This window comes from Enterobacter cloacae complex sp. 2022EL-00981 (assembly GCF_028737495.1).
GTDB lineage: Bacteria > Pseudomonadota > Gammaproteobacteria > Enterobacterales > Enterobacteriaceae > Enterobacter > Enterobacter cloacae.
The window spans coordinates 98,849-117,552 of sequence record NZ_JAQZRK010000015.1 but is presented as its reverse complement, the minus strand read 5'-3'; the positions used below and the strand labels follow the sequence as shown (position 1 = coordinate 117,552).

General features: G+C 51.1%; 7 protein-coding genes and 1 pseudogene. 7 read left to right on the top strand and 1 reads right to left on the bottom strand.

All coding sequences use genetic code 11. The annotated features are described in order from the left end of the window. Positions 1–14 precede the first annotated feature (14 nt). On the top strand, positions 15–6,863 hold the full coding sequence (locus PUZ33_RS14575) for an Ig-like domain-containing protein (RefSeq protein ID WP_274205340.1): 6,849 nt from the start codon (positions 15–17) through the stop codon (positions 6,861–6,863). Positions 6,864–6,962: 99 nt separating this feature from the next. Beyond that, positions 6,963–7,904 (top strand): OmpA family protein, encoded by a 942-nt coding sequence (locus PUZ33_RS14570; RefSeq protein WP_023622340.1) that lies wholly within the window; start codon positions 6,963–6,965, stop codon positions 7,902–7,904. 109 nt (positions 7,905–8,013) lie between these two features. On the opposite strand, the gene PUZ33_RS14565 is transcribed toward PUZ33_RS14570, so the two are convergent. After that, positions 8,014–8,709 (bottom strand): helix-turn-helix transcriptional regulator, encoded by a 696-nt coding sequence (locus PUZ33_RS14565; RefSeq protein ID WP_047023432.1) that lies wholly within the window; start codon positions 8,707–8,709, stop codon positions 8,014–8,016. A 364-nt stretch (positions 8,710–9,073) separates the two neighbouring features. Between PUZ33_RS14565 and PUZ33_RS14560 the strand changes: the two genes are divergently transcribed. From PUZ33_RS14560 to PUZ33_RS14540, 5 genes and pseudogenes are all read left to right on the top strand, one after another. Continuing rightward, positions 9,074–10,213, top strand: coding sequence for a polysaccharide export protein (locus PUZ33_RS14560; RefSeq protein ID WP_013095696.1), 1,140 nt, complete (start codon positions 9,074–9,076; stop codon positions 10,211–10,213). Between the two features lies 1 nt (position 10,214). Beyond that, complete coding sequence (locus PUZ33_RS14555; protein WP_062676539.1) at positions 10,215–10,664, top strand: arsenate reductase/protein-tyrosine-phosphatase family protein; 450 nt, start codon at positions 10,215–10,217, stop codon at positions 10,662–10,664. A gap of 17 nt (positions 10,665–10,681) precedes the next feature. Next, entirely contained in the window at positions 10,682–12,829 is a 2,148-nt protein-coding gene (locus tag PUZ33_RS14550; RefSeq protein ID WP_062676540.1) for a polysaccharide biosynthesis tyrosine autokinase, read from the top strand. 296 nt (positions 12,830–13,125) lie between these two features. Continuing rightward, positions 13,126–16,996: pseudogene (locus PUZ33_RS14545) on the top strand (two-partner secretion domain-containing protein). Positions 16,997–17,083: 87 nt separating this feature from the next. After that, the gene (locus PUZ33_RS14540) at positions 17,084–18,703 is read left to right on the top strand and encodes a ShlB/FhaC/HecB family hemolysin secretion/activation protein (RefSeq protein ID WP_062676541.1); all 1,620 of its coding nucleotides are present in this window, start codon (positions 17,084–17,086) and stop codon (positions 18,701–18,703) included. The last annotated feature ends 1 nt before the right edge of the window (position 18,704 follow it).

Below are 18,704 nucleotides of genomic sequence, written 5' to 3'. Positions count from 1 at the left end.
ACGACGTGGGCAGCGTGCAGGGTAACCTGGCGAACGGCGGCACCACCGACGATCCGACCCCGACCCTGAGCGGTAAGGCGGAAGCGGGCAGCACCGTGAAGATCTACGATCAGAACGGCCTGCTGGGTGAAGTGACGGCGAAAGCTGACGGCACCTGGAGCTTCTCGCCGGTGGCGAAACTGCCGGAAGGCGAACACCGCTTCCACGTGACGGCCACCGACAGGGCGGGCAACACCAGTGTGGCATCGGACGACTTCGTCCTGACCCTGGACTTCACCGCCCCGGACGTGAGCAAAGTGAGCATTACCGATGTGGTGGATGATTTTGGTTCCGTCACCGGATCGATTGCTTCGGGTGGTAAGACGGACGATAACACGCCGTTGATCAAGGGAACGGGCGCAGAGCCGGGCAACACCATCACCGTGTACAACGGCGACAAGGTGATCGGCACCGCGAAAGTACAGGCTGACGGCACCTGGGAACTTCAGGTTACGAAAGCCCTGCCTGACGGGACGTACAACCTGACGGTGAAAGAGACCGACAGCGTGGGTAACACCACGGCGGCATCACCGGAATACATTATTCAGATCGATGCAGGCGGTCAGCCGCTGCCACCGACCCTGAGCAGTGTGGAAGATGATGTTGCGCCGCATACCGGCCCATTACAAAAGGATGCGACAACCAACGACAACACCCTGTTGTTGACGGGTACGGCTGAAGCCGGTGTCACGGTTCGCATTTATGGCGGCCCGAACGGTATCACCCTGCTGGGTGAAACCAAGGCCGATGCCCAGGGCAAATGGAGCTTCAATACGCCGAAACTGGCGGACGGCGTTCATACGTTTGTCGCGGAAGCGATTAACGACATTGGTCAGGTAAGCCCGCAGACTGGCGGCTTCCCAATCACGGTTGATACCAGCGCGCCGGGTGAGGTCACTGGCTTTATCGTGAGCGATAACGAAGGTCCACAGACCGGTACATTGTCCAATGGCGATATCACTGACGATGCGACACCGACGATCAGCGGTAAAGCAGAGCCAGGCAGCGTTGTTCACATCTATGTAAACGGCCAGGAAAACGGTACTGCGGTTGCAGACGCGAACGGTAACTGGACTTATACCACCGGTTCTCTGGGGGATGGAGAATACACCTTCACCGCGCGTGCTGAAGATTCAGCAGGCAACCTGGGGGCTGAAAATGCCGGTGTCACCGTCACGCTTGATACCTCCAGCGTTCCGGTCACCATCGTCCGCGTAATGGATGATAAAGGCAGCGTCACGGGTGAACTGAAGGCGAACGACGTCACTGACGACGCGCGTCCGGAAATCATCGGTAAGGCGAAAGCAGGCAGCACTGTCACCATCATGGATGGCAACGTGGTGTTGGGCACCGTCAAGGCCGATGCCAGTGGCAACTGGGTATTTACGCCTACCAGCGATCTGGGCGATGGTGTACACAACATTACGGCAATCGCGAAAGATCTGACGGGTAACGAGGATACCTCCAGCACCTTCAGCTTCGAAATTGACAGTAAAGCACCGAACCGTCCGAGTATCGATTACGCGGAAGATCAGGTGGGAACGATCAAGGACGATCTGAACAGCAACGATGTTACTGACGATCCGCAGCCAATCCTGCACGGTACGGCTGAAGCGGGCAGCACCGTCAATATTTACACCGTTGACGGCACCCTGCTGGGTTCAGTCATCGCGAACAGCAACGGGGCATGGAACTTCAAACCGGGCAGCAAGTTACCGGAAGGCAAAAACACCTTCTACGTGACGGCCACGGATGAAGCCGGCAACGTCAGTGACAAGTCTGCGGACTTTATTCTGACTACCGACTACACCGCGCCGGATGCGAGCAAAGTGACCATTGATTCCGTAACGGATAACGTGGGTAACGTTCAGGGTATTGTTGCAGATGGCGGGGTACTGGATGACTCACGTCCGGTGATCCGCGGCTCTGGTGCTGAAGCGGGCAACGTCATTACCGTCTATACCACCGACAAAGACGGCAACACGAAAGTGTTGGGCACGACCAAAGTGGATCAGAATGGCAAATGGGAACTGACGCCATCTGAGTCTCTTTACGGTGATTCAATCAACAAACTGACCGTGACGGAAACCGATAGTGTTGGCAACGTGGCGAAACCGGCTGACAGCTATGACGTCATTATGTCTGACACCCCGAATGCGCCAGCGATTGTTAACGTCCTGGATGATACTGGCACAACCGTTATCAATCTGGCCGACAATGCGTTGACCAAAGATGACACGCCGACCCTGAAAGGGACTGCGGATGGTGTTGCAGGCGATACCATCACCATCTACAACGGTAGTCAGGTTGTGGGTAAAACAACGCTGAACAGCGATGGCACCTGGAGCTTTACGCCATCACCAGCGCTGGCTGATGGTAACTATATCTTTACGGTGACCAATACCAACAGCGCGGGTCAGGAGAGCGATCGTAGTGGTTCGTTCACCCTCACTATTGACTCAACAGCACCAAATCCGGTTTCCGGTTTACAGGTGGCTGACGATCAGGGGGCCTGGAAAGGTCAGTTAACCGACGGTATGACCACCGACGACAACAAACCGACCTTCACGGGTAAAGCAGAGCAGGGTAGCACGGTCACTATCTACGATAACGGCCAGGCGATTGGTTCAGTTGTTGTGACTAACACTGATGGTAGCTGGCAGTACACGCCAACCACGCCATTAGCAGATGGTGAACACCAGTTCGCGACCCAGGTAACGGATCCGGCGGGTAACGCGAGCGCGATCGTTGACGATATCACCGTTAACGTCTCCACGGGCGCAAGCTATCTGCAACTGCTGCAGGTGGTGGATGATGTCCAGGAAACGGGCGGCTCACGCGTGCTTCGCGAGGGTGACGTCACCAACGACAGCCAGGTACAACTGGTTGGTAAGGCGACGGCAGGCAGCACCATTATCATCACTGACGTCGGTGGCGTTCAGCTTGGCACGGTGAAAGCAGATGCCAACGGTGACTGGGAATTCACGCCGCTGAGCAGCCTGAGTGATGGCGCGCATACGCTGCGTATTACCGGGACCGATCCGTCCAATAACCCGCTCACCCCGATCGACTTTGATCTGGTGGTGGACACGGTTGCGCCTGTTGCGCCGGTTATCACAAACGTGCTGGATGATGTGAACCCTGTTCAAGGTTCCGTTGCTCACGGCAAGCCTACCAACGACACCACGCCGGAAATTACCGGTACGGCGGAGAAGGGCAGCACGGTGAATGTGTACCATCAGGTGGATGCGACAACGCGCATTCTGCTGGGTACCGCCGTGGCCGATAGCACGACGGGCCAGTGGACGCTGCAGATCACTGACGCGAACAAGCTGACTGAAGGCACCTGGAATCTGGTGGCAACCTCCACGGATGCGGCGGGCAACATCAGTACGCCGAGCAACACCTGGACGATTGTTGTCGATACCACCGTGTCTGACGCGGTTATCAATATCAGCTCTATTTCAGAAGACCGGGGGTCATCAGATACTGACTTCGTCACCAGCGATAACACGCTGTTGATTAACGGTCAGCTGACGAAAGCCCTGCAGGCGGACGAATGGGTTGAGATTAGCCTCGACAACGGTGCAACCTGGACGCGTGACTCAACGGTGACCAGTACATCCTGGACTGTGGATATGCAGAACACGCCGCTGAATGATGGTGCTTACACCATTCAGGCTCGCGTGGTGGATAACGCCGGTAACGTTGGCAGCACTGATTCTCAGGCGCTGCAGGTGGCAACAGGCGGCAGTGACATGAATGGTCTGTCTACGACCACCAAAGTCACCACCGATACCAGCCATGGTCTGACGACAGGTGATCACTTCAGCCATGCTGCGACAGCAACCAACAGCGACATGGTCACGCGTGACCGTACGGTGACCATCAGCGGTAACCTGAGCGCGGCGCTACAGGCGGGTGAGCATCTGCAGATCTCCCTGGATAACGGCAAAACCTGGCAAACGCTGGCACTTAACGGCCAGAGCTGGAGCTATGTACTGCCGGAAGCGACAGCAAGCACCACTCACAGCTTCAAGCTGCAGGTCATTGACGTTGCGGGCAACCCAGGTACGAACACGAAGTTTGCGGATAGCTACAACGTGGTTATCGATCTGGATTCTCCGAACGGTATTACCGGGGCGCCAGATGTGCCGCAGCACACCACCACAGGAGATTCGTTCACCTTCTCCAGTGGTCAATACGGTCGTGTTGAAGCGGGGGCGATTGTCTCGCTGGTGAGTGACGTCAACAACAACGGGACATATCAGGAAGGTCTGGATCAGGTCATTGGCTTCGTGAAGGCTAACGCTGACGGCTCCTGGAGTCTGAATACGTCACTGCCTTCTGGCGCACATAACCTGGCCTTTGTGGTCTGGGATGAAGCGGGTAACCGCTCAAGCATGAGCGCCAGCACCAGTACAGGTGTCACCGAAGGTGGCGGCAGTACGCTGATTGAACAAACCTGGGGGGGAACGACCGATGCGGACAGCCGCGGTCTGAACGCCGCTGCGGTGACCATCAGTCAGGATGGTCTGTGGTCATTCTTCCAGAGTGCTCGTGGCACTTCTGGCACATCGACCGCTAACGCCGGACGTGTCTATGACTCCGTCACGCGTGAAGACTACGATTCAACGTACCTTGCCCAACCGTCAACTGAAAACGGTGCGGGTTACGACGTAGATAGCACGTCATACAGCCGTTATGTTAACTCCGCAGCCTTTGCGGACATTAACCGCGATGGCTATGCCGACGTCATGTCTCAGATCAGTAGTTATAGTAACGCGGGTCGTACCGCCTACTGGCTGCAGAATGCGGACGGTAGTTACTCCGCGAAGGCGCTGGATCAGGGCACCCTGAACCACCTCGGCGGCGTGATTTCCTATGACCGTGAAGGTGATGGCTATCTGGACTTTGTGCTGGGTGACTCCGAAGCAGACTCCATTTCGTTCATCAAAAATACGCAGGGCACGCTGAGTTACGAGGACAATTCCGGCTTCTCTGACGGACATCCTGGCGGGGCATTGCCAACGTCGTTGAGTGTGCTGCACGAAGTCGGGGCTGTGGATATCGATAACAACGGTACCGTAGATATTACGGCACATATCGACTACAACGGCGCTGGCAACCTCGTCGGCAACAACTCCCGCGGTCTGGGTATCTTGTATAACCAGACTACCGGGACGTCGAAGACCAACTTCGGTGAAGTTGGCTACTACGCGAACGTGTTCCGTGACGATGGCCATGAAGACTACGGTAACTTGTCTATCTCCATGACCTATGCGGATTACAACAACGATGGTTGGCTGGATCTGTTCCTGAGCCGTGGTTCGAAGGGGGGCAGTAACAGCGACGAGAGCCGTATCTATCTGAACGATGGTACCGGCAAGCTCAATGCAACGGACAGCCAGGCGCAGTGGTTTGGCGATAACGTTGATGGCGGCACGTCGCTGGCAGTGGACTGGAACCACGACGGTAAGATGGACATCATCGAAGTGCCACGCTCTGGCGTGACTGGCTCGCCGATGTTGTATACCAATACCGGTAGTAACAATTGGGGCGCCAATAAAGTCAGCCTGACAGGTAGCACGACGTTCAACAACATGACGGGTGCCGTCGCACTCGACTATGACTGGGACGGTTCGATGGACCTGGTGCTGTACCGCTCTGGCGCAGATGCTGATGTCGTGGCAAGAGACGACGCGGGACGCACGATGCTGGTGAAAAACACCAATATCGCGGCGGACGGCACGAGCCTGCAGATCCGTATTGTTGACGGCAACGGCATCAATACCTTCTACAGCAACACCGTGAAGTTATACAACTCAGCGGGCGAGCTTGTGGCAACCCAGTTGATTAACCCGCAGTCCTCTGGTTCCAGCAACAGTATGGGTCTGGTGAGCTTCTTCGGGCTGGATCCGAATGAAGTTTACTCCGTGCAGATGCTGCGCATTACCGACGGTAAAGCGGATCACGTTGGCGCAACGGGCAGCATTGGTGGTTACACCAACGGTACGGTAAATGAGAACTGGGGTGGCCTGACAACAGGTAAAGCCCATGACTCCTACGTACTGACGGCGGAAAGCAGCAATGCGGCGAACAACACCTCCAGAAACAACGGGATCATCGGGACGGGCTATAACGACACCTTCTTCGGTTCTGCAGGCAATGACACCTACAACGGTGGCGGCGGCTGGAACCAGATTGTGAGCGGTAAGCCAGTCTGGAGCGAAACTGCCGGTATGGACGTTGTTGACTATAGCCGTTCAACCACTGCGATCAACGCGAACCTGTGGACAGGCACTGCAACCGGTAACGGCACCGATAAGCTCCTCAACATCGAGGGTCTCGTAGGTTCCAGCCAGCAAGATACGTTTACGGATAACTCCGCGAATAACGTGTTTGAGGGACGTGGTGGCAACGACGCCTTCTACCTGGTCAACGGCGGTAACGATACGCTGATGTACAAGGTGTTGGCAGGTCTGAGCAACGACAGCACCGGTGGCAATGGTCATGACACGATCCACGGCTTTAAGGTGGGTAATCTGGTGAAAGACAGTGATGCAGATCTGCTCGATATGAGTGAACTGCTTGACTACAAAGGTTCTATCTCCTTCTTCGAAGACGAAGGAAAACTGGAGCTGGATTACTCCTCCCGCGGCGTACTTGACTACGTCAAGGTGGAAGTTGTGGGTAGTGATACCGTGATCAGTATCGACCGTGACGGTCAGGGCGGACAGCATGGATTTACGCAGGTTGTCACGCTGGCTGACGTGCAAACGGATTTGGTGACGCTGCTACAGAATAACCAAATCATGATGTAACCCAGTAAATACCCGCCATCTTCGGATGGCGGGCTTTCTGCACGCATCTACCAATCGTTGTTACACAGTCATTCACTGGGTTAATCGGGAATTTGATAAATGAAAGTAACCCTTAATAAGTTTAAAAAAATAAACCTGGCGTGTGCGATTACTGCCGCGCTCAGCGTATTGATATCCAGCACTGCATATTCAGCAGAACGAGTGAAGCACGTCATCGATATACCGGCAGACGTCAAAACCGCTTCCGGGAAGACGGCACCACAGCCCTACCGTCCGGTCGCGGATGTGACACCGGAACAGGCACAAATTGTGGTTTATTACCCTGAGGGGAGCGTACCCGCGACGATCTACGTCGACCGCGAGCTGCAGTCGGTACTGCTGCCGGGGCAATTTACCGTCCTGTGCGCCGCGCCTGGCGCGCATGCGGTGGAGTCCTGGTTCAACGATCACCCTGCTTATCAGGGGAAACAAAATCCTCTGCAACAGCTCAATGCCGAGAGTGCGCAAACCTATTTTATTCAGGTTAATCCAGGTACGTCAGGAAATACGGCGGCCCTGGAAGAGCGTTCCCGGGCTGAAGCCCTGTTGAGTAAGATGCATAAACAGACCAAAATTATTAACCGTGCATCGCAGGTAAAAACCTGTGATTACGTTAATAACAGCGGTGTGGTGCTTATTCAGGAGCAAGTCCTGTTCCGCTTTGCGGCAAGTAATGCGGCAGGGATTTTTGCTGAATCCCGCAATAAGCTGGACGAGGTGGTGAAATTTACCAAAAAGGCGAATAACGTCAGTGAGATCCAGATTGTGGGTTATACCGATGCAATTGGTAGCCGTGAGGCTAACCAGCGCCTGTCTGAAGCACGTGCCGATACCGTTCGTTCATTGCTGATCGAGAAAGGGATTAAACCGGAGCTGATCAATAACACGACGGGCAAGGGAATAGCACAAAGCGCTGAAGGCTGCGGTACCTCTGCCAGCCAGCAAGCGGCAGGATGTAACGTCAATAGCCGTCGCGTAGAAATTTTAGTGAAAAGCCACTAAGTCAGCATCGATACAAAAATACGGATTGCGGAGACGCTTTCCGTATTTTTTTGTGAATAATTTGACGGTGTTATGGAGACACGGGTGACGTGTTAGAGGCGGTGAGGGATTAAGCAGTTTGTGGTTCGTACATCTTAATGTGGGCAATGCTGTAGTACTTTTTCTTTTCTCTGATTATGTCATGGTCAATCGAGGATTTAATGATTTCGCCGCAGGAATAGATTTTCTTTAAAGAGTTAAACCCCAACTGTTTCATTATGCTGTTGCTGTAGGTATAGGTGGTTTTTGGCTTGATGTTATATAAGGTACTGATGTCGTCAATCGTGTAGCCTGAGATCATCAACTTCAGGACACAGAACTCCATGTGCGTCAGTTCGATATGTTTTTTGACGATCCCGCTTTTGCTGGGGTGACGCTGGGTATGCATTTTCCTGACGATTTCATCGTTGGTCAAATTATTGATATTCACGAGACGATGTTTGTAATGCGAGCAGATGCAGGCGAAAAGCTCCGGAAAGATATCCGAGTGGTAAGCGATGATGATCTCTTCAATGGCGTGGAGGTTTGTTTTCTGTTTTAGTGAGATAAGCCACTGAAAGTAGATGATGTTGCTATAAATAGAGTCAGGAAGCACCAGGTACAAGGTAAAAAAACTATCTTTTTTCATACCTTTTACCCAGTCGTGTAAATGGTGCTGATTATAAAAAGAGAGAATCTCTTCTTTTTTGAACGTATTGGAAAGTAAATGGCGCAATCCGATGTTGCTGAAATGACATCTTGATAATATGACCCGCGACGTATCCATTTTTATCCCTTTGGTTAATGTATTCTGCACGCCTCTTTTTGGTGTAAGATTTGCATGCTAACGATCTTATGATACGGTATGTATATATTTTCATTTTACACGATGTCTCAGGGTTAATATGTGAGAATAGTCTTCGCATAAATGGGAATTGTTTACGTGCCTGATGATTGGACGGCTTTCTATATTAATGATAAGAAAGAGATGTCAGGGGTTAGGATTACTCCACGTCTACAGGACATGCATACTTTTAAGGTTTATCATTTAATCAATTGTGGAATGCCACGCTTCATTCTCTCTGCACCACCATGGGTGATTGATTAATTATAAGGAAATGTCATTTCACCGAAATGGCATAAAGAAAAGTATGAGAAAATTGCCAGCTCTGTTTATTTTTACCACGCTATTTTTACTGGCAGGGTGTCAGATAACCCCCGGAAGCCATATTGATACCGACGGAAAAACGGTTGTCGAAACGCCCGACCCCGATAATATCAATGACGTCAAGGTGAATGTTTACCCCGTTACGCCGGCGCTAATTGAGAAATTACGTGAAAACGTCGTGGTCGCCCACGCCAATGCGGAGCTGAATAAACGACTCGAAGCGTATGAGTACCGTATTGGGGTTGGTGACATCATTATGGTCACGGTGTGGGAACATCCTGAGCTTACCACCCCGTCTGGCCAGTATCGTAGCGCCAGCGATACGGGAAATTGGGTCCACTCAGACGGCACTATTTTTTATCCGTACATCGGGAAAATCCATGTTAAGGATAAAACGGTCACTGAAGTCAGAGAGCTGATTACCGAACATCTGGCGAAATACATTGAGTCCCCACAGGTCGATGTGGGGATTGCCGCGTTTCGCTCTCAGAAAGTGTATGTCTCTGGTGAAGTTAATCAGTCCGGGCAGCAGCCCATCACTAACGTTCCATTGACCATCATTGATGCGGTTAATCTGGCGGGTGGACTGACTGAAAACGCAGACTGGGGGAATGCTGTTTTAACCCAGGGGGGGAAAAAATCAATCATCTCGCTGCAAGCGCTTATGCAGTATGGCGACCTGCAGCAGAACAGGCTGCTCTATTCAGGCGATATTCTGTATATCCCGCGTAATGATGATCTAAAAGTCTTTGTTATGGGCGATGTGGTGAAGCAAACCACCATGAAAATGGATCGCTCAGGCATGACGCTGACCGAAGCGTTGGGTAATGCGGAGGGCATGAATCAATTAACCAGTGATGCCAGCGGTATTTTTGTGATCCGTTCGGAAAACAAACCGGATGCGTCAAAGGGAAAACAGGCAAATATTTATCAGCTTGATGCCAGGGATGCGACGGCGCTGGTGCTTGGCACCGAATTCAGGCTTAAGCCGTACGATATTGTGTATGTGACGACCGCACCGATTGCGCGCTGGAACAGAGTCATTAATCAATTAATGCCAACCATTAGTGGTGTCTACAGCCTGACTGAAACGACGCGCTTCATCAGAAACTGGAGTAATTGATATGAATGGCAGGTATCAGTCCATTCTTGTCGTCTGCACAGGCAATATTTGTCGTTCCCCGGTGGGGGAACGCATTTTGCGTTCACGCTTGCCCAATATGATCGTAGATTCCGCCGGGATTGCTGCGTTAACGGGGGAAGCGGCAGATCCCGTAATGGTTAACACTGCACGTGAGAATGGCCTTTCGTTAGAGGGTCATTGTGCCAAACAACTTACACCGCTGATGTGTCGTGAATATGATTTGATTCTGGCCATGGAGCAAAACCATATTGAAGCCGTGACCCGCCTGGCAATGGAAGCCCGGGGAAAGACATTTTTATTCGGATATTGGCTCCAGCAAATGGAAATTCATGATCCTTATCGTCGGGGTCGAGATATCTCAGGTGTTATTTTTCAACAACTTTTTTCCGCTGCCGAAGAATGGGTCAAGGTTTTCCAGCAGGTTAAATAATCAGGGCTGATTAGAGCATGTTTGACAAACAGATTAGCAATTCGCAAACCGATAATGTTCCGCGGCAGGAGGATATTGACATCGTTCAACTCCTCAAAGTCTTATATTACAGTAAGGTCTGGATAGCGGCTACGACATTACTGTTTATCGCTTTCGGTATCGTTATTGCTTACACCTTAGCGCCGGTCTATAAAAGCGATGCGTTAATTCAGGTTGAGAGAAATGCATCTACGGGGCTGTTGAATAAGCTCTCTACGATGCTGCCTGAAGGTTCCGGGGTCGCTTCAGAATCTGAAATTTCGTTAATTAAATCGCGGATGGTGATCGGTAAAACCGTGCGCGATCTGGGGCTGGATATCTCCGTGACTGAAAAACGCTATCCGTTTGCGAATGGCCTGCTCCTGCGCCTGCTTGGTAAACCTACGGGTAACATTGAGGTTTCAACCTTAACTGTGCCCGAGGAGTTCCTGAACGAAGCGTTGATCCTGACGATAACTGCTGCGGGTGAGTACACCCTGCAGGTCGGCGAGGCCGTTTTACACGGTAAAGTGGGGGTTCCTCTTCACGCGCACGGCATTGATTTTATGATTGAACGTGCCGAACTGACCCAGGACACCGTGTTCATTTTACGTAAGCACAATGAATATTCGGTAATTGATGAGATCAAAAACAATATCGTCGTGGATGGAAAATCCGGTGGCAATGGGATGCTGCATCTGAGCATGACCGGCACCGATCCGGTCATGATCAGCAAAATCCTTGAAACGATCAGCCACAATTATCTTGCCCAGGACGTTGAGCGTAAGTCAGAAGAGGCCAGCAAGAGTCTGGCCTTTGTGAACGAACAATTACTGCAAATCAAAAACAATCTGGTGACGGCAGAAACGAAACTCAATGATTTCAGAAAGAATAATGAGTCGGTGGATTTATCCCTTGAAGCGAAATTCATTTTAGACAATGTAGTGTCCATTGATACCCAACTGAATGAATTAACCTTTAAAGAAGCTGAAATATCAAAGCTCTATAAACGTTCGCATCCGGCTTATAAAGCGCTGTCAGAAAAACGTGCGGTACTGCAGGAAGAGAAAGAGAAGCTCAATCAACGTATCAGTACGATGCCGCGGACTCAGCAAGAAATTTTGAGCATGACCCGTGATGTGCAGATGGGAAATGATATCTATATGGTGCTGTTGAATAAGCAGCATGAACTCAATATCAATAAGGCCAGCACGCTGGGCAATGTTCGCATTATTGACAATGCCGTCACGCAGCATAAGCCGATTAAACCGAAAAAAACGTTGATTGTCATCCTGTCGGCGCTGTTGGGCTTCCTGTTCGCCTCCGGTGTGATTCTGCTACGCAACATGTTAATTAAAGGGATCAAACAACCCGCGGAGCTGGAAAAACGGGGCATCCCTGTCCACGCCGTCGTACCGCTGGCACCTGAACTGACAAAGAGCAGACGCTGCCGGGCGATTACCACCTATCAGTCTGATGAGCTGTTAGTGAAATCGTCGCCAACCTCGCTGGCGGTCGAAGCGATAAGAGGGCTGCGGACCAGCCTTCATTTCGCCATGCTGAAGTCAGAAAATAAAATATTAATGATTTCAGGCACCTCTCCGGGAGTGGGTAAATCCTTCGTCAGTTCAAACCTGGCGGTGCTGATGGCGCAGGCCGGTTCACGGGTGCTGCTGGTTGATTGCGATCTGAGAAGGGGATATTTGCACAGCATCTTCTCGCAGGCGGAAGGCCATGCCGGGCTTGCTGATTATCTCTCAGCGAATGTGGCGGTGTCCCAGGTAATAGAAGAGACAGAGTACCAGGGCGTCGATTTTATTGGCCGGGGAAGAATGGTCAATAACCCCGCCGAGCTGTTTATGACGGAGAAATTCCAGACACTCGTTGACGCCTGTTCAGCGCAATACGATGTCATTATTCTCGATACGCCGCCTATTCTGAGCGTTACGGATGCCGCGATTATTGGCCGATTTGCCTCAACGTCTCTGATGGTCGTCAGGTTCGAACAGAACTCGGTCCAGGAGGTGGAAGCGGGGCTGCGTCGATTCAATCAAAACGGGATTGCCATCCAGGGGGTCATATTCAACGGCGTTGAAAAACGCGCTTCGGCCACCTATAGCTATGGCGATTACTCATACCAGGAGTAATTCATCTCTCTTCTTTTAAGGAATAAGTCTTGACAGGCCGGGAATGTCTAATATTCCTAATGCCTGTGGACTTGTTCCTGGTTAAAAGTTCCCGTTATGTAATGCAGTCTGAATGCCAATTCCAGATAAAAATGCCAGAATTAATACCAAGGAATGCTCTTAAAATCTAAATTAATGAACCATCAGGGAACCACAAGGGGGGATAAACAGTAATCAACGGATGTGAAGTAGTTATTTAGAGTGGTGATGTTATATTTTGAAAAAATGTAATGATTCCGAAATAAAGAGTCGATTAAATGAATAGTAATAAAAATAAAGTCTTTCAACTAGAGTTGAAGTGGCATCCTGTTGCCGCTTCTGTGCTACTCGCTCTGCCAATTGTTGCGCACTCAGCAGAGATCAACATCAAGAACGGCGTGGTTTATACTGCCGGGAATGTGCCTGTCATTAACATTAATAAAGCCAACGATAAGGGGCTTTCTCATAATGTGTATGACAACTTAAACGTTGATAAGAATGGCCTTATCTTCAATAACAGCATGACTGAATCAAATACCGTTCTGGCGGGTAAGATTCAGGGGAACAGCAACCTGACGTCCGGGACGGCGAAAGTCATCCTGAACGAAGTCACGTCTAAAAATGCCTCTGCGATTAACGGCATGATGGAAGTGGCCGGCGATAAAGCCGATTTAATTATTGCTAACCCGAACGGTATTACCGTTAACGGTGGCGGCGCCATTAACACCAGTAAACTGACCCTGACAACCGGTACGCCGGATATTCAGAACGATCAGTTAGCCGGTTATTCTGTTAACGGTGGCACCATTACGCTGGGTAAACTGAATAATGCCAGCCCGACGGAAATTCTGTCTCGCAATGTTGTCGTGACCGATAAAGTCACAGCTAACGAGCTGAACGTTGTCGCCGGTAATAACTACGTTAACGCTGCAGGTCAGGTGACTGGTTCAGTAACCGCAGCCGGAACGCGTAATGCCAACAGCATTGACGTTGCTGCGCTGGGCGGTATGTATGCCAATAAGATTAACCTCGTCAGCACCGAAAGCGGTGTCGGCGTGCGTAACCAGGGCATAATTGCGGGTGGCATCAACGGCGTAAATATTGACGCTAACGGTCAGTTGCTGAACAACACTGCGCGCATTGAGTCCTCTGGTCAGATCAATATTAAAACCAACGGCGCACTGAGCAACGTCACCGGGGATATTACCTCTGTGGGTACCATCGCGCTGGACACCAATAAAAACAGCCTCAACAACAGCCGTTCAGGCAACATTTCGACAATGGGAGACCTCTATGTCAATAGCGGCGCCATTGATAACACCAACGGCAAAATGGCGGCGGCAGGCATGCTGGCTGCGGATACCAACGGCAACACCTTAACCAACTACGGTAAAGGAAATACTGTCGGTATTGAAGCCGGTATCGTGGCGTTAAAAACCGGTACCCTGAATAACAGCAACGGCCAGATCAAGGGCGGGTATGTGGGTCTTGAATCTGCTGCTGTGAACAACAACAGCGGTTTAGTCGACTCCCTTGGCGATGTGAACGTGGTGAGCGGCGGTAACGTCGATAACAACCGGGGCATGATCCGTTCTGCGGGCGGTTTCACCAAGATTGCCGCGAAAGGTACGATTAACAACGGCGCGACCAAAACCGCCGACACGGCCAGCAATGACTCGTTAGGCATTATCGCTGAGAAGGGCGTGCAGATTGCCGCGAACAGCATCAATAACAACGGTGGGCAGATGGCGTCAAATGGCGATATCTCCCTTGAAAGTGCCGGCGCGATTGATAACTACTCGGGCAAACTGAACTCAAACAGCAAGGTTATTGCCAAAGCGGTCTATGCGTAACGACAACGGCGGTGTTGCGGGTCGTACCGGTGTGAGTGCCGCAGTGGGTGGAAATATCACCAACTACATCGGCGTCTTCAGCTCTGAAGAAGGGGATGTTGCCCTGGCATCGAATGCCCTGAACAACCGCGGTGGCTTCATTATGGGACAAAACGTCACCATTAATGCCAACGCAGGGGTGAACAACAATACCGCGTTCATCGTTGCCAGTAAGGTATTGAGCGTCACTGCAGGCGATAACATCGAAAACCGTTACGGTACCGATTTCGGATCCGCATTTGGTACCTACTTCGGCATGCCGCAGCAGAACGGCGGTATGGTTGGTAAAGAAGGCGTCTCGCTGTCCGGGAACTATATCTATAACGGCGAAAGCCGCATCATTGCTGAAAAGGGCCCGCTTACAATGCAGGCACGAGGCAGCATTGATAACGCGCGTTCGTTGCTGGTCAGCGGCGGGGATGCCTCCATCAAAGCGGGAAGCACCCTGACGAACAACTACGCAACCATCTACAGCGTGGGCGACCTGCTGATTGATGCGAACAGCGTGAGCAACTACAGCAACGGTGCGCTGGAAGATAACAACGCGACTGGCGTTATCGCGGCAGATAAAAAACTGACCATGAATGTGAAGAACAGCTTCACCAACTATGGCTGGATCAGCAGCCTCGGTGATGCCATTCTCAATATTCTGAACGGTTCTTTAACTAACCGTAATACGCTCTCCGCTGAGAAGTCTCTGACCGTATCTGCACAGACCGGGGTTGAAAACCTGAAAGATATCGCCGGGGGCGAGCATCTGGTGGTGAACAGCCAGCGTGGTGTGACCAACAACTCCAACAGCAATATGGTGGGTGATAAGGTCACGATCTCTGCGGTCTATGATATTAACAACCGTGGCAATATCGTCGCTGACAGCAGCCTGGCGATGAGCGCTAAAGGCAATATCTATAACGATCTGAATATGATCAGCTATGGTGACATTGCCTTAAGTGCCAATAACATTGATAACGCCTCGCGTAAAATCAAAGCGGTGGGTGATGTCACGCTGACAGCGGCCGGGAATGTAAGCAACAGCCGCGGCGAAATCAGCTCTGAGACTGGCGATATCACTATCAATGCGGGTGGCACCGTAGATAACTATTACGGCCAGCTCCTGTCCGGTAGCGATATTGCGCTGAAAGCGAACCGTCTGAACAACGACTACGGTCGGACGGCTGCCTACGGCAATATCGATCTGGCGCTGACGGGGTATTACGACAGCAACCGTGGTTCCGTCCTTTCTCAGACGGGTGATATCACACTGGCTGCCAACACCGTTGATAACAACAACGGTCTGATTGCCGGTAAGAATGTCACCGTCGAGTCAAAAGGTGCGGTTTACAACAACACCGCAATGATCGTGGCGGACAAAAAGCTCTCCGTGAACGCGGCAGGGAATGTTGAAAACCGTGACGGTAACAACTTCGTACGTAATCATGGCGAAACCTTCGGTGTGACGGGCGATGTGGGTGGCATGATTGGCCGTGAAGGTGTCGCTGTTTCCGGTCAAAACGTCTACAACAACAACAGTAGCATCATCGCTGATAACGGTGCGCTGAGCGTGCTGTCTAAAGGGACGCTGGACAACACCCGCGCGATGCTGGTAAGCGGCGCTGACGCCATCATCAAAGCGGCCGGTACGTTCTATAACAACTATGCCACCACCTACAGTGCAGGCAACCTGGACATCACTGCAGGTACGCTGAACAACTACAGCGATGGCAGCATGGAGAGCAACACGGCGACCGGCGTTATCGCGTCAGATAAGAATCTCAATCTGACGGTTGATAACAACGTCACCAACTACGGTTGGATCAGCGGTAAAGGCGATCTGAACTTCACTATCCTGAAAGGTGCACTGACTAACCGCAATGCAATCTCTTCAGGTAACGCTCTGGCGATTAATGCCCTGAACGGTGTTGAGAACTTTAAAGACATCGTGGGTGTGGCCAGCGCGAAAATTGATACTCAGCGTCATGTTACCAATAATGCCAACGGCAATATCCTTGCACAGAATATCGTGATTAATGCCGGTGCCGACATTAACAACCGCGGTAATATTGTGAGCGATTATACGCTGTCTGTGAAAACAGCAGGGAATATCTATAACTACCTCAATATGCTGACGTATGGCGTTGCAGGTGTCACTGCGAATAACGTGACAAACAGCGGTCAGGATGCAGTATTTGGTGGCTTATACGGTATGGAACTGATTACCAATAAAGTGACCAATACCGGCACGATTGTTGGTATGTAATCTAAAGGTGTAACAAAAGGCAGCAGCTATTGTCTGATAGCGCAAAGTCAGCACGAGACCCTGCTGCCTTTTTTTCTGAGAAAGTGAATGGAACTGCGATTTAAATTTTTACTGTCATTGCTGGTAATGTCGTCTCAAGCGTTTGCAGTTGACGATATTAATGCCCTGATTAAACAGCAGCAAAGTGCAGATCTAAATACTTTCAAAGAACACAAGGTGTATCGGCAGGATGTTTTCTCCAGCACCGAACGTAAAGTATTTAGACTGGACAAATTACCTGAGGAGAAAAACTGTTTTACCCTTAAAGCACTTGTTCTTGATAATGATTTTTTGAAACGTAAAACCGAAAAGGCGATAAAAAAAGAGATCGTCGGGCGCTGCGTGGGCAGCATCGGTGTGGTGAAAATTGCCGCCGCGTTACAGGATTTTTATATCGATGCCGGTTACATCACGACCCGCATTACGATCCCTTCGCAGAATATTTCGTCTGGCACGCTGAAGCTTGACGTCAATGCGGGGAAAATAGAAAAAATTATTGTCGAGCATAATGATATTAATCCATGGATGCTGCCGTTTGCGAAAGAGGACATCCTTAATATTCGCGATATCGAGCAGGGTCTGGAAAACCTGCAGCAAGAACCCGGCGTGGATGTGAAGATCAATATCGAGCCGGGTACCAAGCACGGGTATAGCACCATTCGCATCAGCACCAACCGGGAAAAACAGTGGAGCGTGCGGGCGAGCTATAACAACTGGGGCGATAAAGCGACAGGAGAACACCTGACCTCTGTGGTGGGCTATCTCTATAACATCGCCCGGTTTAGCGATCTGTTTTATCTCGCCGGAACGAAGAGCACGACGGGTCAGTATCAGAGTGTAAGTGGTTACTATGCCCTGCCGGTAGGCTACTGGAACTATTCGCTGTTTTATAGCAGCAGCAAGTCGCGTCAGGCGATACCGCTCTATTACACCACGGTGGATTACGCCGGTAAGAGTGAGTACGGCAGCGTGAAGGCGACGCGCACGGTCTACCGGGATAAAAGCCGGAAGGTGACGGGGAATGCCGAGCTGATCCATCGAAAAGCCAGCTATACCCTTAATGGCGAGGAACTTGTCTTACAGAAGCGTGACATGGATAACGTCAGGTTTGGCGTGAATTACACGCAGCAGCTGGCAAATGCACACTGGGATTCAACGGTATCCTGGCAGCGTTTTGTCACCTGGTTCGGCGCCGAAAAAACGCCGGATATGGTTTATGGCAATGTCAGTCCCGTCAGTCAGCTGGTGAATGTGGAAAGTCGCTATACCCGACAATTTTCTCAAACCGCCTATAGCGCTTTTTTTTTGGCGCAATACGCACCGCGTGAGCTGACGCTGCAGGATCAAATGACGATGGGCGATCGCTGGAGCGTGCGCGGGTTTGAAAACAGCGTTGGCCTGACCGGGAACAGCGGGTACTACCTGCAAAATACATTTTATCGCCCGGTGCGAGGAATGAACGCAAATTATTATGTTGGCGTAGATGCCGGTCATATAAGACGGGACAGTGTCTATGGTGAAGAGATTATCGTCGGCAGCACCCTGGGTATTCAGGGGAATGTGAAAAGCCTGGCGTACGATTCATCAGTCTCCATGCCGGTTAAATATCCTGGCAGCATGGACGTGAATAAATTTAATTTTAATCTGAATCTTTCTTATCAGCTTTGAA

Bases quoted from the DNA above. Each gene is read 5' to 3' on its own strand.
- PUZ33_RS14570 (WP_023622340.1), top strand. From the start codon at position 6,963: ATGAAAGTAACCCTTAATAAGTTTAAAAAAATAAACCTGGCGTGTGCG.
- PUZ33_RS14560 (WP_013095696.1), top strand. From the start codon at position 9,074: ATGAGAAAATTGCCAGCTCTGTTTATTTTTACCACGCTATTTTTACTG.
- PUZ33_RS14565 (WP_047023432.1), bottom strand. From the start codon at position 8,709: ATGGATACGTCGCGGGTCATATTATCAAGATGTCATTTCAGCAACATC.
- PUZ33_RS14555 (WP_062676539.1), top strand. From the start codon at position 10,215: ATGAATGGCAGGTATCAGTCCATTCTTGTCGTCTGCACAGGCAATATT.
- PUZ33_RS14550 (WP_062676540.1), top strand. From the start codon at position 10,682: ATGTTTGACAAACAGATTAGCAATTCGCAAACCGATAATGTTCCGCGG.
- PUZ33_RS14540 (WP_062676541.1), top strand. From the start codon at position 17,084: ATGGAACTGCGATTTAAATTTTTACTGTCATTGCTGGTAATGTCGTCT.